Raw genomic sequence first — 19121 nt, 5'->3', positions numbered from 1 at the left:
GGTTCACCCCACAGCGACCGGGTTGGCCGGGTCCGCAGACCATTCGCTCCAGGAGCCCGGGTACAGCGCAGCGCCGGTGTACCCCGCGAGTTCGAGGGCGAGGAGCTGGTGCGCGGCGGTGACGCCGGAGCCGCAGTAGACGGCGGTGTGGGCGGGGTCGGTGACGCCGAGGGCGGCGAACCGGGAGGCCAGATCCGCTGCGGGGAGGAAACGTCCGTCCGCCGACAGGTTCTCCGTGGTGGGGGCGGAGGTCGCGCCGGGGATGTGGCCGGCGCGGGGGTCGATGGGCTCGGTCTCGCCGCGGTAGCGTTCGCCGGCCCTCGCGTCCAACAGGAGTCCGGTGCGGGCGAGTTCGGCGGCCCGGGCGGCGTCGACGGTGGGCAGGTGGCCGGGGTCGGCCTTGAAGTCCCCGTCACCGGCGGTGGGCGTCTCGGTGCTGACGGGCTGCCCGGCGGCGAGCCATCCGGCGAGGCCGCCGTCGAGGACCCGGACGTCGGGGTGGCCGGCCCAGCGGAGCAGCCACCAGGCGCGGGCGGCGGAGAGCGAGGGGCCGGCGTCGTAGGCGACGACGGGGCGGCCCGTGGTGACGCCGGCCCGGCGCAGCGCGGCAGTGAGGCGTTCGGCGTCGGGCAGCGGGTGGCGGCCGGCGGGGCCGGGCGGGTCGGCGAGGTCGTGGTCGAGGTCGAGGTAGTGCGCGCCGGGCAGGTGGCCCTTGGCGTACTCCTCGGCGCCGGGCGGGCCGCCGAGCTGCCAGCGGATGTCGAGCAGGACCGGCGGGTGCGGGGTGTCGAGCGCGGCGGCGAGTTCGGCGGCGGTGATCAGCGGCGAGGTCATGCTGCCATTGTGGCGGCAACGGACCTGACGCGGTGTCAGCCTTCGAACGGGAGTACGTCCGGGGAGAGCACGGCGGCGCGGGCGGTGGCTGCGGTGAGGCGGCGGCGGTGGTGGCGCCGGCAGAGCACCTCGTAGCCGATCTCGTCCTCGTTGACGGCAACGTCGCCGACCACGACCTGGGCGCCCTCGACGACCATGACGCCGCCGACGGTGCGGGCGTTGTGGGTGGCGCGGGCGCCGCACCAGCAGAGGGCCTCGACCTGGAGGACCTCGACCCGGTCGGCGAGTTCGATCAGTCGCTGGGAGCCGGGGAACAGCTTGGTGCGGAAGTCGGTGGTGATCCCGAAGGTGAACACGTCGATGCCCAACTCGTCCACGATGCGGGCGAGTTGGTCGATCTGTCCGGCGGAGAAGAACTGTGCTTCGTCGCAGATCAGGTAGTCGACCTTGCCGCCGGCGGAGAGCAGGTTGACCACGTAGGCCTGGAAGTCGAAGGCGTCGCCGACCTCGACCGCTTCGGCGCGCAGGCCGAGGCGGCTGGAGATGGTGGCGGCGCCGGCCCGGTCGTGGCGGGTGAAGATCATGCCCTGTCGGCCGCGGGCGGTGTGGTTGTGGTCCATCTGGAGGGCGAGCGTCGACTTGCCGCAGTCCATCGTGCCCGAGAAGAACACCAGTTCAGCCATGGGTTGAGCGTCAGCCTTTCGGGCGTGGGTGGTTGACGGGCCGGTCTCAGCCACGGACTTCGAGCAGCGGGACGAGTTGTTCGACGGGGGTCATCGAGCCGTGCAGGCCGACCATCTGGGACTCGCCGGGCTCGTTGCGGCTGGCGATGATCGCGATGTCGTCGCGCGCGGCGGCGACCACGTCGCCGATCCGGTGGTAGACCCGTTCGTCCACCTCGGGGCCGAACCAGCCTGCGGCGATGGCCTGTTCGCGGGTGGCGACCCACATCTGTTCGCCGAGGACCTCGCTCCACACGGCGTGCACGTCGCCGGCCGCGCCGGGGTGGGCGTACACGTGGCGGGCGCGGCCCTCGCCGCCGAGCAGGGCGACGCCGGCCGAGAGTTCCCAGTCCTCGTCGAAGTCGATCCGGTTCTCCGGGGTGACGTCGATCATGCCGTGGTCGGCGGTGATGTAGAGGGCGGAGCGCGGCGGGAGCTGTTCGGCGAGGCGGCGGGCGAGCCGGTCGACGGTGGACAGGGTGAGCCGCCACTCGTCGGAGTCGACGCCGTACCGGTGCCCGGCGGCGTCGAGTTCGCTCAGGTACGTGTAGACCAGGGCGCGGTCGTGCTCGGCCAGCCAGGCGGCGGCCCGGTCCATCCGCTCCTCGCCGGTGGTGCGGCCGAGGAAGGTGCCTCCGGAGAGCGCGACCTGGGTGAGCGGGGTGGTGGCGAACAGCGGGGAGGACACCTGCGCGGTGGCCACCCCCGCGAGGTGCGCCTGCTCGAAGACGGTCGGGTAGGGCTGCCAGGCGCGCGGGTCCACCGGCGGCTGCCAGCGCAGCTGGTTCATCAGCTGCCTGCGGCCCGGGATCGCCACCGTGTACCCGGCCAGTCCGTGCTGGCCCGGCGGCAGGCCGGTACCGACGGAGGCCAGCGAGGTGGCGGTGGTGGACGGGAACCCGGCCGTGATCGGCGTGCCCGCGGCCGTCAGCGAGTTGAGGAACGGCGCCCAGTCGGGGTGCCGGCGGATCAGCTCCCAGCCGAGGCCGTCCACCAGGAAGACGCACACCCGGTCGGCGGGCTCCAGCGGCAGCGTGGCCCGGTAGCCGGGCACGCCGAGACCCGCCGCCAGGGTCGGCAGCAGGTCCGAGAGGGAGGCGCCGCCGTAGCGCGGGGCGGGGGCGTCGGCGGGGTCGAGCGGATCGAACGAGTCGTAGCCGTGGTGCATACCGGGCTCAGCCGTTGGCCACGGTCGCCTCGGACAGCGCCCGGGCGAACACCAGCGCCTGGGCGACCGTCTCCGGACCGTCCCCGGCCTCGCTGACCCGCAGCGACAGGTCGTCGGCTGTGGCGGAACCGGTGTAGCCGTGGTCCGCCTCGCAGTTGGGGTCGGAGCAGCCGGCCGGCTCCAGGTCGAGGCGCTGCACGGCGCCCCAGCCGATGGTGAGGACGACCTCGCGGGGCAGGGTGCCGGGGGTGTACGTCTCGGGGTTGGCGACCATGCGGCTGATCACCACGGAGTTGATCCGGTCCAGCCGGACCGTCTCGGTGGAGGTGGTGGCGTACGGGACGGGCGTGGCCGCGTCGCCGTTCTGCTCGTCGGTGTGGCTGACCACGAAGCGGGACGGGGTGAGCACCAGCACGGTGACGTGCCGGCGGACCTCGTTCGCGTCGAAGGTGGTCTCCTGGTGCACCAGGTACGAGCTGATCGGCTCGGGGCCCACCGCGGACTCCACCGCCTCGGAGACCAGCGCCGGGTAGTAGCCGCTGCGCTCGATCGCGGACCGCAGGTCCTGCGTGGTGGTACCGGTCTTCGCCATATCTCCATCCTGGCATGTCCCGCCGGTCCGGCGGGTGGCACTGCGCCGGGGTCGCCCGGCCCGTCGTCCTGCCGTCCGGCCCGGGGGTTGCCCGCTCCTGCCGGGCGGGCAACCACGCAAGATTACAGCGTGCTCATGGCGCGCGGTCCCAGATCGGTACGGACCGGCAGCGGCGCGATCCGCACCCGGGCGCCGAGCACGGTCAGGCCGTGCGGGGCGACCACCACGGGCTCCAGGTCCACGGCGGCGATCTCGGGCAGGTCGTCGACCAGGCGGGAGACCCGCAGCAGCAGTTCCTCCAGGGCTCCGGTGTCCACCGCCTCCGCGCCCCGCCAGCCGAACAGCAGCGGTGCGGCGCGGACCTCGCGGATCAGTTCGGCGACGTCCCGGTCGGTGGCCGGGACCAGGCGGTGGGCGACGTCACCCAGCAGTTCGGCGGGGGCGCCGGCCAGGCCGAAGGACAGGATGGTGCCGACCGCCGGGTCCACGGCGGCGCCGATCACGGTGTCCACGCCGCGCGGGGCGAGCCGCTGCACCACCAGTTCCGCCTGCGCGGCGCCGCCCAGCAGGGCGTCCAGTTCGCGGTGGGCGCGGCGCAGTTCGGCCTCGCTGGTGAGGTCGAGGCGGACGCTGCCGAGGTCGGGCCGGTGGCGCAGGTGTTCGGCGGTGGCTTTCAGCGCAACGGGGTAGCCGAGCGTGGCCGCCGCCTTGACGGCGCTGTTCTCGTCGGGCGCGGCCAGTGTCGGACTGACCGGGATGCCGTAGTGCCCGAGCAACGCCGCGGCGTCGAGATCGGGCAGGGTGACCCGGGCCCCGCCGGACTGCAGCCGGGCCGCGACCGCCTCGCGGCTGCCCAGCGCCTGCTCGACCAGCGCGCGGGCGGCGCCCTCGTCCACGCCGTCGAGTTCGGGGACCCGCGCGGTCTCCTCGGCCTCGGCGCTGCGGCGTCGCCACTTCGCGTAGCGCACCGCGTCGGCCAGCGCGTGGACGGCGCGTTCGGGGGCCGGGTAGGCGGGCACTCCCCCGACCCGCAGCCGGGCGACCAGGCCGGGCAGTGCGAGGTGGGCGAGCAGCAGCGGCTTGCCGAGTTCCCGGCCGCGCTCGGCCGCGTCCAGCAGCGCCTGGGCGATCTCCGGGGCGTCCTCGACCAGCTCGGGCGCGGACTCGGGGCCCAGCACGCCGATCGGCGGGATGGCGACGGCGATCACCGCGTCCACCTGCGGGTCGCTGAGCGCGGTGTCCAGGGCGATCCGGAAGTTCTCGCCGCTGGCGCCGGTGGTCAGGTCGACGGGGGTGCGCGGGCGCAGGCCGGTGCCCAGGCAGGTGTCGTAGGTGAGCAGGCCGAGCGAGTCGGAGTTGCCGACGATCGCGACCTTGTTGCCGGCCGGGAGCGGCTGGCCGGCCAGCAGTTCGCCGGTGTCGAAGAGTTCGGTGATGGTGTCCACCCGGATCACGCCGGCCTGCTGGAACAGCGCGTCCACGGTGGCGTCGCGCAGCCGGGTGGCGGCGGGCTGGACGGCGTGGCCGGGCGGCAGGCTGCCGGTGTGCCGGGCGCCCTTGAGCACCACCACCGGCTTGGCGGCGGCCAGCCGGCGGGCGATCCGGGTGAACTTCCGCGGGTTTCCGAAGGATTCGAAGTAGAGCAGCACCACGCCCGTGGCGGCGTCCTCCTCCCAGTACTGGAGCAGGTCGTTGCCGGAGACGTCGGCCCGGTTGCCGACCGAGGCGAACGAGGAGACGCCCAGGCCGCGCCGGTGGGCGGCCTCCAGCAGGGCGACGCCGATCGCGCCGGACTGGCAGAACACGCCGAACGGTCCGCGGCCGGGCAGTACCGGGGCCAGCGAGGCGTTCAGCCGGCGCTCGGGGTCGGTGTTGATCAGGCCGAACGCGTTCGGGCCGACCACCCGCATACCGGCGGCCCGGGCCTGCCGGACCAGTTCGCGCTGCTTGTCGCGCCCGTCCGGCCCGGTCTCGGCGTACCCGGCGGTCACCACCACCAGGCCCTGCACACCGTGCGCGCCGCACTCGGCGACCACGGCGGGGACGGCGGGCTCCGGCACCGCGATCACCGCCAGGTCGACCGGGCCTCGGATGTCCAGCACCGAACGGTGGGTGGGGACGCCGTCCAGCTCGGTGCCCGGCTCGACGGTGCGGTTCACCGCGTACACCGGGCCGTCGAAACCCGCCCGGATGTCGCGCAGCAGCGCCCGGCCCACCGACTGCGGGTTGCGCGAGACGCCGATCACCGCGATCGAACGGGGCGTCAACAGGCGCTGCACGGAACGGGCTTCGGCACGGTGCTCACGGGCCCGCATCACCGCGAGCGACGCGGTGGTCGGCTCCAGGTCGAACTCCAGGTGCACCACGCCGTCGGCGAAGCTGCGCCGCTGGGTGTAGCCGGCGTCGGCGAACACCTTCACCATCTTCCGGTTCTCCGGCAGCACTTCGGCCGTGAACCGGCGGATCCCGCGCTCCTGGGCGACCGCCGCGATGTGCTCCAGCAGAGCGGAGGCGATGCCCCTCCCCTGGTGGGCGTCCTGCACCAGGAACGCCACCTCCGCGTCCGTGCCGGTGGTGGACGGCATGCCCGCCTTGTCGATCCGGTCGTAGCGGACGGTCGCGATGAACCTGTCCCGCACCACCAGCGCCAGGCCGACCCGGTTCACGTAGTCGTGGTGCGTGAACCTGCGCACGTCCTTGTCGGACAGGTGCGGGTACGGGGCGAAGAAACGGAAGTACTTCGACTGGTCGGAGACCTGCTCGTAGAACTCCACCAGCCGGTCCGCGTCGTCCGCGGTGATCGGTCTGATCCGGGCCGTGCCGCCGTCGCGCAGCAGGACGTCGGCCTCCCAGTGCTGCGGATAACCGTGCTCGGCCTCTTCGCGCGCCATGGCGTGCTTGACGGTGTCGTGCTCCACGGTCGTCAGGGTAGTCGTCGGCGAGCCTGATGGCGCCGCCCCTGCCGGGCACGGCACTCTGACCCTGCTCGCCCCCGGGCCGCGACAGCACCGGCGTGCAACACTGGTCTAGACAACACCTGCACCACCCTGCACCACCTGAAAGGCACCTCTCATGGCTGAGCGCCGCGTCACCATCGGTTGGGCCGAGGGCCTGCACGCCCGTCCCGCCTCCCTCTTCGTCAAGGCCGTCACCTCCACCGGCGTCCCGATGACCATCGCCAAGGAGAGCGGCACCCCGGTCAACGCCGGCTCCATGCTCGGCGTACTCACCCTGGGCGCGGAGGGCGGCGACACCGTGATCCTCTCGGCCGGCACGGAGGGCGCGGAAGCCGCGCTGGACCGGGTCGCGAAGATGGTGCACGAAGGCCTGGACGAGCTGCCGGCTGCCTGATTTTTCAGGGGGGTTGTTCGGGGGTTGGGTCTCCAGGGGCCCGCGGGTGCACCACCAGGAGCCCGTGGGGGTACCTCCCAGCCCCCTGGGGCTGGGGGAGAACGGCGGGGCCGAGTCTGCTGGTGATCAACAGGGCGCTGAGCGTTCCGCCGCTTCCGGTCCCCGTCTTCGACCCCCGCCCCGTCCCACTGGATGCACGTCCCACCTGCATTAATGTCCTCGTGTGGTGACCACAACCGACGTCCAGGACCCGCACGCCATCAGATCCGCCGCGACGGACACTCTCGGAGTGGGTCTCGGCCTGTACCCCCTGGGAATAGCATTCGGGGTGCTGCTGGTGCAGAGCGGGTTCGACTGGTGGTGGGCGCCGGTCTTCTCGTTGCTGATCTACGCGGGCTCGCTGGAGTTCCTCGCGATCGGCCTGCTCCTCGCAGTGACGCCGCTCGCGTCCGTTGCCGTCACCACCTTTCTGGTGAACTTCCGGCACGTCTTCTACGGGCTCTCCTTCCCGCTGCACCGGGTTCGCGGTCGGGCCGCGAAGGCGTACAGCGTGTACACGCTGACCGACGAGGCCTACGCCCTGGCCGCCGCCCGGCCGCAGCTCACGGGGCGGCGGATCGTGGCCATCCAGGCGTTCTGCCAGGCGTACTGGGTGCTGGGCGGGGTGACGGGGGCGTTGCTGGGTGCCGCGCTGCCGGGCACCGTCCGGGGGCTGGACTTCGCGCTCACCGCGCTGTTCGCCGTTCTCGCGGTGGACGGCTGGCGCGCCACCCGTGACGTCCCGGGTCCGATCCTCGCACTGCTGTCCGCACTGGCCGCGCTGCTGCTGGCGAAGGGCCAACTCCTCGTCGTGGCCCTGGGGTTGTACGTCGCGTCGCTGACCGTCCGCTACCTACTGAGGGGGCGTCGTGCCTGACTGGCGGTACGTGCTGGCCGGCCTGCTGGTGATGTTCGCGGTGACGCTGCTGCTGCGGGCCGCGCCGTTCGTGCTGCTGGGCCGGGTGCGGGAGTCCGGGCTGCTGAAGTTCCTGGCGGCGACCATGCCAGCCGGTGTGATGGTGATCCTCACGGTCTACACGCTGCGGGACGTCCCGCTCGCCGGTGCGGGCCCGGCCGCCGCCGGTCTGGCGGCGACGCTGGGGCTGCACCTGTGGCGTCGCAACGCCCTGCTGTCGATCGTCGCGGGGACGGCCGTCTACATGCTGGCGCTCCAGCTCTCCTGACCTACCGAAACCGCTCCCGACCGACCGAGACCTCTCCTGACCTGCGGAGACGGAAATTCGGGTGCGGAACGCCCGGCCGTCGGCGTAGCGTCGGGACCATGTCGACGCCCCGCATCTCCTAGCAAGAGGACCAGCTTCCACGCCACCCGTGTGTCCTCTTGCTGTTTCGGAGCGTCCTTTCATGATCACCGTTCGTGGTCTCGACGTGCGCGTCGGCGCGCGTCTGCTGCTGCACAACCTCTCCTTCCACCTCGCACCGGGCGACCGGGTCGGCCTGGTCGGCCGCAACGGCGCGGGGAAGACCACCCTTCTCTCCACCCTGGCGGGCCTCGCCGAGCCCGCCGCCGGAACGATCTCGCGGACCGATTCGACCGGGTACCTGCCGCAGGATTCCCGCGCGGCCGACCCGGCCGTCCCGGTGCTGGACCGCGTCCTGTCCGCGCGCGGGATGGACGGCGCGCAGCGTGCGCTGCGCGCGGCGGAGGCCGCGATGGCCGCGGCCGAAGGGCCGGCGCTCGAGCGCGCGATGAACGCCTACGCCAGGGCCGAGGCCGGCTTCCAGCGGCGCGGCGGGTACGCCGCACAGGCGGAGGCGGCCCGGGTCGCGGCGGGGCTGGGCCTGCCCGAGCGGCTGCTGGAGCAGCCGGTGGGCGACCTGTCGGGCGGGCAGAAGCGCCGGGTCGAGCTGGCCCGGATCCTGTTCGCCGGGCACGACACGCTGCTGCTGGACGAGCCGACCAACCACCTGGACGCCGACTCGGTGGCCTGGCTGCGCGGCTTCCTGGCGTCCCACCGGGGCGGGCTGGTGCTGATCAGCCACGACCTGGAGCTGATCGCCGCGACGGTGAACCGGGTGTTCCACCTGGATCCGCAGCGGGCCGCGCTGGACGTGCACAACACCGGCTGGTCGGCGTACCTGACGCAGCGGGCGGCGGACGAGCGGCGGCGCGCCCGGGAGCGGGCGAACGCGGAGCGCAAGGCGTCGAGTCTGCACGCGCAGGCGGAGAAGATGAAAGCCAACACGAACACCGCCTCGGCGGCGAAGTCGATGGCCAGGCGGGCGGACCGGCTGCTGGCGGGAACGGAGCCGGTGCGGAAGGCCGAGCGGACGGCGCGGATCCGGCTGCCCGAGCCCGCGCCGTGCGGGCGGATCCCGCTGGGTGCGATCAGCCTGGCCAAGTCGTACGGGGCCCACCGGGTGCTGGCCGGGGTGGACCTGGCGGTGGACCGGGGCAGCCGGCTGGTGGTGCTCGGGCCGAACGGCGCGGGCAAGACCACCCTGCTTCGGCTGCTCGCGGGCCGCGAACTCCCGGACGGCGGGCGGACGGTGGCGGGCCCGGGCCTGCGGCTGGGCTACTTCGCGCAGGAGCACGACACGCTCGTCCCGGACCGCACCGTGTTCGAGCACCTGTCGTCCGCCGCACCGCACTTGACGGACGGTGAGGTGCGCTCCGCGCTCGGATCGTTCCTGTTCGGCGGGGCGGACGCGGACAAGCCGGCCGGGGTGCTCTCCGGCGGCGAGAAGACCCGGCTGGCGCTGGCCTGCCTGGTGCACTCGGGCGCCAACGTGCTGCTGCTGGACGAGCCGACCAACAACCTCGACCCGGCCTCCCGGGACGAGGTGCTGCGGGCGGTCGCCGGGTACCCGGGCGCGATGGTGATGGTCACCCACGACCCGGACGCGCTCGCCGCGCTGCGCCCAGACCGGGTGCTGCTGCTGCCGCAGGCCCACGAGGACCTGTGGCACGACCGCTACCGCGCGCTGGTGGGACCCGGCGCGTAGTTGCCGCTCAGCGGCGGCCGCACGTACGTGGGCGGGTAGCCACCGGTCAGCCGCGGTCGAGCTGCTGCTGGACGCACTGCGTCCACTGGCCGACCTCGCGGTACTCGTAGCAGTCCCGGGTCAGGTCCGCGAACCACACCGCGAAGACCGCCATCACGGCGGCCGCCACGACGGCGAGCGCGGACAGCACGGTGCCGGTCAGGGCCAGGCCCCGGCCGGCACCGGTCCGGCGGGCGGTCCGCAGCGCGAACGGGCCGAGCACCAGGCCGATCACGCCGAGCGCGCCGCCGACCACCACCGGGGAGGTGAGCAGCGCAACGGTGCCGAGCACCACGGCGGCCACGGCCGGGGCCGGCGCCGTCCGGCCGGGGCGGGGACCGTAGCTGCTCGGTGCGGTCGTCGGGTGGGTGGTGTTCATCGTCGTCCTCTCGTCGGTCGGGCCGGGTCCGATCCTGGCGGTGGGAACGGGGTGCGCACATCGCAGGAACAGGGGAACTGTTCCTCCCCCGGTCGGGGGAGGCCCGCGTCCAGCGGCCCGGCCATACTTGCGCCCATGACCTGGGGATTTCGGCCGCTGCTGCGCGGCTCCACGTACTCCGGCGCGCTGTTCGCGTTCTGCGCCGCGCCGGCAAGCCTCGTGCTGCTGCCGCTCGCCGTGGTGCCGGCGACGATCTGGGGCTCGGCGCCATACGGGGCGCGGGCGGCGGTCACCGTGCTGGTCTGGGCGGTGCTGGTCGGTGCGGTCGGCCTGCCCCGGATCACCCGGCGGGCGCTGACGGCCGGCGCGCGCCGGCTGCTCGCGGTGCCGTTGCCGGACGTGCCGGCGGCCGATGGCGGCGGCTGGCGCACTCCGCTGTGGCTGGTGGCGCAGGTGACGCTGGGCTGGGTCGGCGGGCTGAGCTGCCTGGTGCTGTTCGTCGCCGGGGTGGCCCTGCCGGGCAACTGGCTCGGCGGGGAGGCGAAGCTGAGCCTGGCGGGCCGGTCGGCCGAGGTGACGGGTGCCTGGAGCTGGCTGGTCGCCGCGGTGTGTCTGCTGCTGGTTCCGGTGGTGTGCGCGGTGGTGGCGGGCGTGCTGCGCGGGCTGGCTCCGGCGCTGCTCGGGCCGTCGGCGGCGGAGCGGCTGGCGCTGTCGGCCGAGCGGGAGCGCCGGCTGGCCGAACGCAACCGGCTGGCCCAGGAGTTGCACGACTCGATCGGGCACACGCTGACGGCGGCCACCATCCAGGCGGCGGTGGCCGGCGAGGTGCTCGCCGCCGACCCGGTGACGGCGCGGGCCGCGCTGCGCAGCATCGAGGTGTCGACCCGGGCCGCGCTGGAGGACCTCGACTACGTGCTGGGCGTGCTGCGCGAGGAGGAGTCCACCACGGCGCCCACCCGGACGCTGGCCGACCTGCCCGAGCTGCTGGAGCGACTGCGGCACGCCGGTGCGGTGGTGGAGCCGGAGCTGTCGGGCGAGCTGACGAATCTTCGGGGGACGCTGTCCCGGGCCGCGTACCGGATCCTGCAGGAGGGGCTGACCAATGCGCTGCGCCACGGCGCCGGCGGGCCGATCGAGGTCCGGGTGGCGGCAGGGCGGGAGGCGTTGGAGCTCACGGTGGTGAACCGGACCGGGGTGGCGGCCTCTCGAGATTTCCCGACCTCCGGGCACGGCCTGCCCGGGCTGGCCGAGCGGATCCGGCTGCTGCACGGCGAGTTCGAGGCCGGCCCCGACGGCCCGGGGCACTGGCGGCTGGCGGTCAGGCTGCCCGTCCGGTGGTCGGCATGATCGCGTCCGACGCCGCGGCTCCCGTCACCCTGCTGATCGCGGACGACGACGACATCACCCGCAGCGGCCTGCGCGTGCTGCTCGGCACGCAGCCGGGCCTGAGCGTGCTCGGCGAGGCCGTCGACGGCGTCGAGGCGGTCGAGCGGGCCCGGCGGTTGCGGCCCGACGTGGTGCTGATGGACGTCCGGATGCCGCGCTGCAACGGGATCGAGGCCACCCGACAGCTGCTGGCCGGGGAGGCCGATCCGCCGAAGGTCGTGATGATCACCACCTTCGAGAACGACGGCTACGTCACGGCGGCGCTCGGCGCGGGTGCCAGCGGTTTCGTGCTGAAGCGGCTTCCGGTGCCGCAGATCGCGGAGGCGGTGCGGGTGGTCGCGGCGGGCGAGGCGATCCTGTTCCCGGCCGCCCTGCGCCGGATGGTGACCGCCCGCCCCCGGGGTTCGGCGGAGGCCCTGCCGCGGGCCGCGCTGACGGCGCGGGAGGAGGAGGTGCTGCGGCTGATGGCCACCGGCCTGTCCAACCCGGAGATCGCCGAACTGCTCACGGTGAGCACCGAGACGGCGAAGACGCACGTCGGGAACGTGCTGGCCAAGCTCGGCGCGCAGAACCGGACGCACGCGGTGGTGATCGCGTACGAGTCCGGCCTGGTGGTGCCCGGATTCCGGGCACCACTGGGCAGTTGACGCTTCGTCAGCCCTTGACGCAGATCACCTGCTTGAGGTGCGCGACCACCTCGACCAGGTCCTTCTGCTGGGACATGACCTTCTCGATCGGCTTGTAGGCGCCGGGGATCTCGTCGACCACGCCGGCGTCCTTGCGGCACTCGACGCCCGCGGTCTGCTCGACGAGGTCCTTGGTGGTGAAGCGCTTCTTCGCCGCCGTCCGGCTCATCTTGCGGCCGGCGCCGTGCGAGGCCGAGTTGAAGGACGCCGCGTTGCCGAGGCCCTTCACGATGTACGAGCCGGTGCCCATGGAGCCGGGGATGATGCCGTACTCGCCGGAGCCGGCCCGGATCGCGCCCTTGCGGGTGACCAGCAGGTCGACGCCGTCGTAGCGCTCCTCGGCGACGTAGTTGTGGTGGCAGGAGATCATCTCGTCGAAGGTGACCTTGGCCTTGGGCAGTTCACGGCGGACCGCGTCCTTGAACAGGGCCATCATCAGCGCCCGGTTGTGCTTGGCGTACTCCTGCGCCCAGAACAGGTCGGAGCGGTAGGCGGCCATCTGCGGGGTGTCCGCGATGAAGACCGCGAGGTCGCGGTCGATCAGGCCCTGGTTGTGCGGCAGCGACTGGGCGATCGACATGTGGTGCTCGGCGAGCTCCTTGCCGATGTTGCGCGAGCCGGAGTGCAGCATCAGCCAGACCGCGCCGTCGTCGTCCAGGCAGAGCTCGATGAAGTGGTTTCCGCCGCCGAGCGTGGCCATCTGCTGGGCGGCCCGTTCGCGCCGCCAGCGCACCTCGGTGGCGATGCCGTCGAAGCGCTGCCAGAAGTCGTTCCAGCCGGCGGTGGACTGCCCGTGCAGCCGGCCCGGCTCGACCGGGTCGGTGTGCAGGCCGCGGCCGACCGGGATGGTCTGCTCGATCCGGTGCCGCAGGTGCGACAGGTCGTCCGGCAGGTCCTTCGCGGTCAGCGAGGACTTCACGGCCGTCATTCCGCAGCCGATGTCGACGCCGACCGCGGCCGGGCAGACCGCGCCCCGCATGGCGATGACGGAACCGACGGTGGCGCCCTTGCCCAGGTGGACGTCCGGCATCACGGCGAGGCCGTGGAGCCACGGCAGGGTGCTGATGTTGCGCAGCTGCTGCAGGGCCTGGCCCTCGACGGTGGCCGGGTCGGTCCACATCCGGATCGGTACCCGGGCGCCCGGGATCTCGGTGTACGACATGGTGGTTCGACCTCCTGGGGTCCGTGAGTTCATGGTGCCGCACAAAAACGCCCGGTGCGGCGGCGGGGAAGATCGGGGGCCGCCCGGCATGGCGGGACCGCGGGCGGCAGACGGTGCTGCGCGGCGACTGCTCAGGCAGTTCGGTACGAACAACGGAAGGGCAGCCTCGGGGAGCGTCGTCGTGGCTCGACCCGCATGGTGACCGCCTCCTTCCGCTTTCGTCGCGACCGCGCGCCTCTCGCCCGGCCGGGGATATCTACCCACGCCCGGCGGCGGTGGCGCAATCGATTAAAACGCCGAGGGCCCGGCGGAGCTGATGCCCCGTCGGACCCTCGTGCGCAGCAGGTCAGTTGGCGATGACCGTGACGTCCCCGATACCGAGCGCCTTGACCGGCTCGGCGATCACCGAGGCGTCGCCGACCAGCACGGTGACCAGCCGGTCCGGCGGGAAGGCGGCGACCACGGCGCGGGTGGCCGCGTCGGTGTCGAGCTCGGCCAGCTGCCGGTACAGCTCGGCCTGGTAGGTGTCCGGCAGGTACTGCTCGACCTGGTCGGCCAGGGTGGCGGCGACCGACCCGGCCGTCTCGTACTTCAGCGGGGCGACGCCGACCAGGAACTGGACGGCCTCCTCGCGCTCCGCGTCGGTCAGGCCCTCGGCGGCCAGCGTGCGCAGGATGGTCCAGGTGTCCTCCAGCGCGGGCGCGGTGGACTCGGTGTCCACCGAGCCGCTGATCGCCAGCAGCCCGCGGCCGGAGCCGTCGGCGGCGGAGCGCAGCGACTGGGCGAACGCCCGGACGCCGTAGGTGTAGCCCTTCTCCTCGCGCAGCACCCGGTCGAGCCGGGAGGTGAGGGTGCCGCCGAGGCAGTAGATGCCGAGGACCTGCGCGGCCCACGCCGGGTCGTGCCGGTCCGGGCCGATCCGGCCGATCAGCAGCTGGGTCTGCACCGAACCGGGCCGGTCGACGATGACCACCCGGCCGGTGTCGTCGGCGACCACCGGGCCGTGCACCGACGGCTCGGCGCTCTCGCCGGTCCACCGGCCGAGGGTGGACTCCAGCAGCGCGGTCAGGTCGATGCCGGTGAGGTCGCCGACCACCACGGCGGTGGTGGTGGACGGGCGCAGGTGGGCGTCGTAGTACGCCTTCACCGCGTCCCGGTCGATCCGCTTGACGCTGTCGGTGGAGCCGGCCCGCGGCCGGGACAGCCGGTCGGACTCGGCGAACAGCGTGGCGTACAGCGCCTTGGCCGAGCGCCGGGACGGGTTGGCCTGCTCGTGGACGATCTCGTCGAGGCGGTTGGCGACCAGCCGCTCGATCTCCTCCGCGGGCAGCGCCGGCACCCGCAGGGCGTCGCCGAGCAGGGTGAGGCCGCGCTCCAGCCGGGAGGCCGGGACCTCCAGCGAGACCCGCAGCGCCGGGTGGTCGGCGTGCGCGTCCAGGGTGGCGCCGGCCCGCTCCAGCTCGGCCGCGAACTCCTCGGCGGTGAGCGTGTCGGTGCCCTCGGAGAGCGCCCGGGACAGGATCGAGGCGACGCCGTCCAGGCCCTCGGGCTCGGCGGCCAGCGGCGCGTCCACCACCACGTCGACGGCGACCAGTTGCTGGCCGGGGCGGTGGCAGTGCAGCACCGTCAGGCCGTTGGCCAGGGTGAGCCGTTCGGGAGCCGGGAACGCCCACGGGGTGGGGGTGCCGGGCTGCGGCTGCGGGTGGAAGTCCATCGCCGGGATGTACTGCGCGGGGGTGTCGCTCATGCCGCCGCCTCCTCGTTCTCGGAGCTGTCGTCGTCGGTGCTGTCGTCGGGGGTCGGCTCGTACACCAGCACCGCCCGGTTGTCGGGGCGCAGCCGCGCGGCGGCCACCTCGCGGACTTCCTCGGCGGTGACGTCGAGGACCTTCGGCAGGGCGCTGTTGAGCAGCTTCGGGTCGCCGAACAGCACGGCGTAGCGGCAGAGTTCGTCGGCGCGGCCGGCCACCGTGGTGAGCCGGTCCAGCCACTCCCGCTCGATCTGGGCCTGGGCGCGCTCGAGTTCCTCGGCGGTGGGGCCCTCGGCGGCGAACCGGGCGAGCTCCTCGTCGACGGCGGTCTCGATCTGCTCCAGGGTGGCGTCGCCGCCGGCCTTGACGTCCAGCCAGCCCAGCGAGGGCGCGCCGGCCAGCCGCAGGAGGCCGAAGCCGGCCGCGACGGCGGTGCGGTCGCGGCGGACCAGCCGGTTGTACAGCCGGGAGGACTCGCCGCTGCCGAGGATGGTCAGCGCCAGGTCGGCGGCGTCGGCCTCGCGGGTGCCGTCGTGCGGCAGCCGGTAGGCGGCCATCAGCGCGCGGGAGGGGACGTCCTCGCGGATCAGCTCGCGCACCTCGGCACCGATGGTGTCGGGCAGCGAGCCGTCGCGCGGCGGCTGCTTGCCGTCGTGGCTGGGGATGGAGCCGAAGTACTTCTCCACCCAGGCGATGGTCTGCTCGGGGTCGAGGTCGCCGACGATCGACAGCACCGCGTTGTTGGGCGCGTAGTACGTCCGGAAGAACGCCCGGGCGTCCTCCAGGGTGGCGGCGTCCAGGTCGGCCATCGAGCCGATCGGGGTGTGGTGGTAGGGGTGCTCGCCGGGGAAGGACAGCGCGGTGAGCTTCTCGAACGCGGTGCCGTAGGGCACGTTGTCGTAGCGCTGGCGGCGCTCGTTCTTCACCACGTCGCGCTGGTTCTCCATGGACGTGTCGTCCAGGGCGGCCAGCAGCGAGCCCATCCGGTCGGCCTCCAGCCAGAGCGCGAGCTCCAGTTGGTGCGCGGGCATGGTCTCGAAGTAGTTGGTGCGCTCGAAGCTGGTGGTGCCGTTGAGCGAGCCGCCGGCGCCCTGGACCAGTTCGAAGTGCCCGTTGTTGGAGACGTTCGCCGAGCCCTGGAACATCAGGTGCTCGAAGAGGTGGGCCAGACCGGTGCGCCCCTTCACCTCGTGCCGGGAGCCCACGTCGTACCACAGGCACACGGCCGTGACCGGAGTGAGGTGGTCCTCGGAGAGCACGACGCGCAGGCCGTTGGCCAGGCGGTGTTCGGTGATGGCGAGGCCGCTGGCGGGGCCGGGGTTGGCCATGCGGGGGTCCTTCCCGTCGTCGGTTCCGGAGTGTCCGGGCCGGGGGCTTGTGACGTCCCCCATTCTGGTGCAACGCCCGGTGGTGCCGTCAGGTGTCCGTGCGTCGGGCGCGTTCGCCAGCGGCGGAAGCGGCCCGGGTGACAGGCGGTGTCCCACCGAGGGTCCACAATGGGGGGCGTTCATGCCTTGGCCCTGCCCACCCCAGTACCGCAAGGGAGCCCCGCAGCGATGGCCCGCCGCAGTTCGCCCACCCCGCCGCCCGGTGACTTCGAGGAGCGCATCCTCGATGTCGATGTCGTGGACGAGATGCAGGGCTCGTTCCTGGAGTACGCCTACTCGGTGATCTACTCCCGGGCCCTGCCGGACGCCCGCGACGGCCTGAAGCCGGTGCATCGCCGGATCCTCTACCAGGCCAACGAAATGGGCCTGCGCCCGGAGCGCGGCCACGTCAAGTGCGCCCGCCTGGTCGGCGAGGTGATGGGCCGTCTCCACCCGCACGGCGACGCCTCGATCTACGACGCCGTGGTGCGCATGGCGCAGCCGTTCTCGATGCGGCTGCCGCTGATCGACGGTCACGGAAACTTCGGTTCGCTCGGCAACGACGACCCGCCGGCCGCGATGCGCTACACCGAGTCCCGGCTGACGGCCGCCTCGATGTCGATGGTGGAGTCGATCCACGAGGACACCGTCGACTTCGGCCCGAACTACGACGGCTCCGAGCAGGAGCCCCAGGTGCTCCCCTCGGCGTACCCGAACCTGCTGGTCAACGGCGCCACCGGGATCGCGGTCGGCATGGCCACCAACATGCCGCCGCACAACCTGTCCGAAGTGGTGGCCGCCGCCCGGCACTTGATCAAGCACCCGGCCGCGGACCTGGAAACCCTGATGCGGTTCGTCCCCGGCCCGGACCTGCCGACCGGCGGCCGGATCGTCGGCCTGTCCGGCATCCGCGACGCGTACGAGTCCGGCCGCGGCACCTTCAAGATCCGCGCCACCACCACGATCGAGAACGTCACCGCCCGCCGCAAGGGCATCGTGGTCACCGAACTGCCGTACACCGTCGGCCCGGAGAAGGTGATCGCGAAGATCAAGGACCTGGTCAACGCGAAGAAGCTCCAGGGCATCGCCGACGTCAAGGACCTCACCGACCGCGAGCACGGCCTGCGCCTCGTCATCGAGGTGAAGAACGGCTTCGTCCCCGAGGCGCTGCTGGAGCAGCTGTACAAGTTGACGCCGATGGAGGAGACCTTCGGCATCAACAACGTGGCGCTGGTGGACGGCCAGCCGCTGACACTGGGCCTGAAGGAGCTGCTGGAGGTCTACGTCGACCACCGCTTCACGGTGGTCAAGCGCCGCAGCGACTTCCGCCGCCGCAAGCGCCAGGACCGGCTGCACCTGGTCGAGGGCCTGCTGATCGCCCTGGTCGACATCGACGAGGTGATCGCGATCATCCGCAACAGCGACGACGCGGCCCAGGCCAAGAACCGGCTGATGGAGCGCTTCGGCATCTCCGAGACGCAGACCGCGTACATCCTGGACACCCCGCTGCGCCGGCTCACCCGCTTCGACCGGGTCGAGCTGGAGGCCGAGCAGGCCAAGCTGCTCAAGGAGATCGCCGAGCTGACCGAGATCCTGGAGTCCGACACCAAGCTGCGTTCCGTGGTGTCCTCCGAACTCGGCGCGGTGGCCAAGCAGTTCGGCACCGAGCGGCGCACCGTGCTGCTGGAGGCCGGATCGGTGCCGTCGGCGGCGCTGTCGGTGCCGCTGGAGGTCGCGGACGACCCGTGCCGGGTGCTGCTGTCCTCCACCGGCCTGCTCGCCCGCACCTTCGACCTGGAGCCGGTCACCGACGAGCCGTCCCGGGCCAAGCACGACGTGCTGGTCTCCGCCGTCCCCGCCACCGCGCGCGGCGACATCGGCGTGGTCACCACGGCCGGCCGGGTGCTGCGCCTGCCGGTGATCGACCTGCCGGCGCTGCCCCCGGGCACCACGGCGCTGGCCGGCGGGGCCGCGGTCTCCGAGTTCCTCCGGCTGGAGGCCGACGAGACGGCGCTGGCGCTGACCACCCTGGACGAGTCCTCGCCGGGCCTGGCGCTCGGCACCGTGCAGGGCACGGTCAAGCGGGTGGTGCCCGAATGGCCCGCCAACAAGGACGAGTTCGAGGTGATCGCGCTCAAGGACGGCGACACCCTGGTCGGCGCGGTCGAACTGCGCACCGGCGAGGAGGACCTGGTCTTCCTCACCTCCGACGCCCAGCTGCTGCGCTACCAGGCGAGCCAGGTCCGCCCGCAGGGCCGCCCGGCGGGCGGCATGGCCGGCATCAAGCTGGCCGACGGCGCCCGGGTGCTGTCCTTCACCGCCGTCGACCCGGCCGAGGACGCGGTGGTCCTCTCGGTGGCCGCCGCCACCGGCACGCTGGACGGCGAACAGCAGACCAGCTGGAAGCTCACCCCGTTCGACCAGTACCCGCGCAAGGGCCGGGCCACCGGCGGCGTCCGCTGCCAGCGCTTCCTGCGCGGCGAGGACGGCCTGGCGTTCGCCTGGGCCGGCCCGGTGCCCGCCCTCGGCGCCGCCGCCAACGGCCAGCCCGTCACCCTCCCGGAGCGCGACCCGCGCCGCGACGGCTCCGGCACCCCGGTGCCGGCGCAGATCGCGGCGGTCGGCGGCCGGATGTGACGAAACGGCGGGCGCCCCCTCGCACGAGGGGGCGCCCGCCGT

16 protein-coding genes are annotated in these 19121 nt (G+C 73.2%); 7 read left to right on the top strand and 9 right to left on the bottom strand.

The features are described 5' to 3' along the window. Positions 1-3 precede the first annotated feature (3 nt). The 5 genes from ACIHEI_RS24665 to ACIHEI_RS24645 all read right to left on the bottom strand — a co-directional run bounded on the left by ACIHEI_RS24665 (position 4) and on the right by ACIHEI_RS24645 (position 6207). On the bottom strand, positions 4-834 hold the full coding sequence (locus tag ACIHEI_RS24665) for a sulfurtransferase (RefSeq protein WP_396608099.1): 831 nt from the start codon (positions 832-834) through the stop codon (positions 4-6). Positions 835-869: 35 nt separating this feature from the next. After that, positions 870-1517 (bottom strand): thymidine kinase, encoded by a 648-nt coding sequence (locus tag ACIHEI_RS24660; RefSeq protein WP_387648903.1) that lies wholly within the window; start codon positions 1515-1517, stop codon positions 870-872. A gap of 46 nt (positions 1518-1563) precedes the next feature. Next, on the bottom strand, positions 1564-2724 hold the full coding sequence (locus tag ACIHEI_RS24655; protein ID WP_396608098.1) for an alkaline phosphatase family protein: 1161 nt from the start codon (positions 2722-2724) through the stop codon (positions 1564-1566). Positions 2725-2731: 7 nt separating this feature from the next. Next, positions 2732-3316, bottom strand: a complete 585-nt coding sequence (locus tag ACIHEI_RS24650) for a DUF5998 family protein (RefSeq protein WP_043909865.1) — start codon at positions 3314-3316, stop codon at positions 2732-2734. A 122-nt stretch (positions 3317-3438) separates the two neighbouring features. Then, on the bottom strand, positions 3439-6207 hold the full coding sequence (locus ACIHEI_RS24645) for a GNAT family N-acetyltransferase (RefSeq protein ID WP_392956759.1): 2769 nt from the start codon (positions 6205-6207) through the stop codon (positions 3439-3441). 181 nt (positions 6208-6388) lie between these two features. Between ACIHEI_RS24645 and ACIHEI_RS24640 the strand changes: the two genes are divergently transcribed. The 4 genes from ACIHEI_RS24640 to ACIHEI_RS24625 all read left to right on the top strand — a co-directional run bounded on the left by ACIHEI_RS24640 (position 6389) and on the right by ACIHEI_RS24625 (position 9673). Beyond that, complete coding sequence (locus tag ACIHEI_RS24640) at positions 6389-6667, top strand: HPr family phosphocarrier protein (protein ID WP_396608097.1); 279 nt, start codon at positions 6389-6391, stop codon at positions 6665-6667. A gap of 226 nt (positions 6668-6893) precedes the next feature. Then, the gene (locus tag ACIHEI_RS24635; RefSeq protein ID WP_396608096.1) at positions 6894-7583 is read left to right on the top strand and encodes an AzlC family ABC transporter permease; all 690 of its coding nucleotides are present in this window, start codon (positions 6894-6896) and stop codon (positions 7581-7583) included. After that, positions 7576-7890, top strand: a complete 315-nt coding sequence (locus ACIHEI_RS24630; protein WP_392956739.1) for a branched-chain amino acid transporter permease — start codon at positions 7576-7578, stop codon at positions 7888-7890. Before ACIHEI_RS24635 ends, ACIHEI_RS24630 begins: the two co-directional genes overlap by 8 nt. Positions 7891-8071: 181 nt before the next feature. Next, complete coding sequence (locus tag ACIHEI_RS24625; protein WP_396608095.1) at positions 8072-9673, top strand: ABC-F family ATP-binding cassette domain-containing protein; 1602 nt, start codon at positions 8072-8074, stop codon at positions 9671-9673. A gap of 46 nt (positions 9674-9719) precedes the next feature. On the opposite strand, the gene ACIHEI_RS24620 is transcribed toward ACIHEI_RS24625, so the two are convergent. Further along, positions 9720-10091, bottom strand: a complete 372-nt coding sequence (locus ACIHEI_RS24620) for a DUF4190 domain-containing protein (protein WP_392956736.1) — start codon at positions 10089-10091, stop codon at positions 9720-9722. A 135-nt stretch (positions 10092-10226) separates the two neighbouring features. Between ACIHEI_RS24620 and ACIHEI_RS24615 the strand changes: the two genes are divergently transcribed. Continuing rightward, complete coding sequence (locus ACIHEI_RS24615) at positions 10227-11438, top strand: sensor histidine kinase (RefSeq protein WP_396608094.1); 1212 nt, start codon at positions 10227-10229, stop codon at positions 11436-11438. After that, complete coding sequence (locus tag ACIHEI_RS24610) at positions 11435-12124, top strand: response regulator (RefSeq protein ID WP_396608093.1); 690 nt, start codon at positions 11435-11437, stop codon at positions 12122-12124. Before ACIHEI_RS24615 ends, ACIHEI_RS24610 begins: the two co-directional genes overlap by 4 nt. A 7-nt stretch (positions 12125-12131) precedes the next feature. Here ACIHEI_RS24610 and ACIHEI_RS24605 read toward each other — a convergent pair whose 3' ends face one another. From ACIHEI_RS24605 to ACIHEI_RS24595, 3 genes are all read right to left on the bottom strand, one after another. Then, on the bottom strand, positions 12132-13325 hold the full coding sequence (locus tag ACIHEI_RS24605) for an RtcB family protein (protein WP_392956732.1): 1194 nt from the start codon (positions 13323-13325) through the stop codon (positions 12132-12134). A 346-nt stretch (positions 13326-13671) separates the two neighbouring features. Then, positions 13672-15039 (bottom strand): M16 family metallopeptidase, encoded by a 1368-nt coding sequence (locus tag ACIHEI_RS24600; RefSeq protein WP_396608109.1) that lies wholly within the window; start codon positions 15037-15039, stop codon positions 13672-13674. A gap of 29 nt (positions 15040-15068) precedes the next feature. Then, entirely contained in the window at positions 15069-16403 is a 1335-nt protein-coding gene (locus tag ACIHEI_RS24595; RefSeq protein ID WP_392956730.1) for a M16 family metallopeptidase, read from the bottom strand. Positions 16404-16631: 228 nt separating this feature from the next. Here ACIHEI_RS24595 and ACIHEI_RS24590 point away from each other — a divergent pair, with 228 nt between their 5' ends. Next, positions 16632-19079 (top strand): DNA topoisomerase (ATP-hydrolyzing) subunit A, encoded by a 2448-nt coding sequence (locus ACIHEI_RS24590; RefSeq protein WP_396608092.1) that lies wholly within the window; start codon positions 16632-16634, stop codon positions 19077-19079. Positions 19080-19121: the final 42 nt, after the last annotated feature.

The sequence above is a fragment of the Kitasatospora sp. NPDC051984 genome (genome assembly GCF_044593455.1).
GTDB lineage: Bacteria > Actinomycetota > Actinomycetes > Streptomycetales > Streptomycetaceae > Kitasatospora.
This window is presented reverse-complemented; position numbering and strand designations above follow the sequence as displayed.

Bases quoted from the DNA above. Each gene is read 5' to 3' on its own strand.
- ACIHEI_RS24665 (WP_396608099.1), bottom strand. From the start codon at position 834: ATGACCTCGCCGCTGATCACCGCCGCCGAACTCGCCGCCGCGCTCGAC.
- ACIHEI_RS24600 (WP_396608109.1), bottom strand. From the start codon at position 15,039: ATGGACTTCCACCCGCAGCCGCAGCCCGGCACCCCCACCCCGTGGGCG.
- ACIHEI_RS24595 (WP_392956730.1), bottom strand. From the start codon at position 16,403: ATGGCCAACCCCGGCCCCGCCAGCGGCCTCGCCATCACCGAACACCGC.
- ACIHEI_RS24640 (WP_396608097.1), top strand. From the start codon at position 6,389: ATGGCTGAGCGCCGCGTCACCATCGGTTGGGCCGAGGGCCTGCACGCC.
- ACIHEI_RS24645 (WP_392956759.1), bottom strand. From the start codon at position 6,207: ATGGCGCGCGAAGAGGCCGAGCACGGTTATCCGCAGCACTGGGAGGCC.
- ACIHEI_RS24655 (WP_396608098.1), bottom strand. From the start codon at position 2,724: ATGCACCACGGCTACGACTCGTTCGATCCGCTCGACCCCGCCGACGCC.
- ACIHEI_RS24625 (WP_396608095.1), top strand. From the start codon at position 8,072: ATGATCACCGTTCGTGGTCTCGACGTGCGCGTCGGCGCGCGTCTGCTG.
- ACIHEI_RS24610 (WP_396608093.1), top strand. From the start codon at position 11,435: ATGATCGCGTCCGACGCCGCGGCTCCCGTCACCCTGCTGATCGCGGAC.
- ACIHEI_RS24660 (WP_387648903.1), bottom strand. From the start codon at position 1,517: ATGGCTGAACTGGTGTTCTTCTCGGGCACGATGGACTGCGGCAAGTCG.
- ACIHEI_RS24615 (WP_396608094.1), top strand. From the start codon at position 10,227: ATGACCTGGGGATTTCGGCCGCTGCTGCGCGGCTCCACGTACTCCGGC.
- ACIHEI_RS24650 (WP_043909865.1), bottom strand. From the start codon at position 3,316: ATGGCGAAGACCGGTACCACCACGCAGGACCTGCGGTCCGCGATCGAG.
- ACIHEI_RS24620 (WP_392956736.1), bottom strand. From the start codon at position 10,091: ATGAACACCACCCACCCGACGACCGCACCGAGCAGCTACGGTCCCCGC.
- ACIHEI_RS24590 (WP_396608092.1), top strand. From the start codon at position 16,632: ATGGCCCGCCGCAGTTCGCCCACCCCGCCGCCCGGTGACTTCGAGGAG.
- ACIHEI_RS24605 (WP_392956732.1), bottom strand. From the start codon at position 13,325: ATGTCGTACACCGAGATCCCGGGCGCCCGGGTACCGATCCGGATGTGG.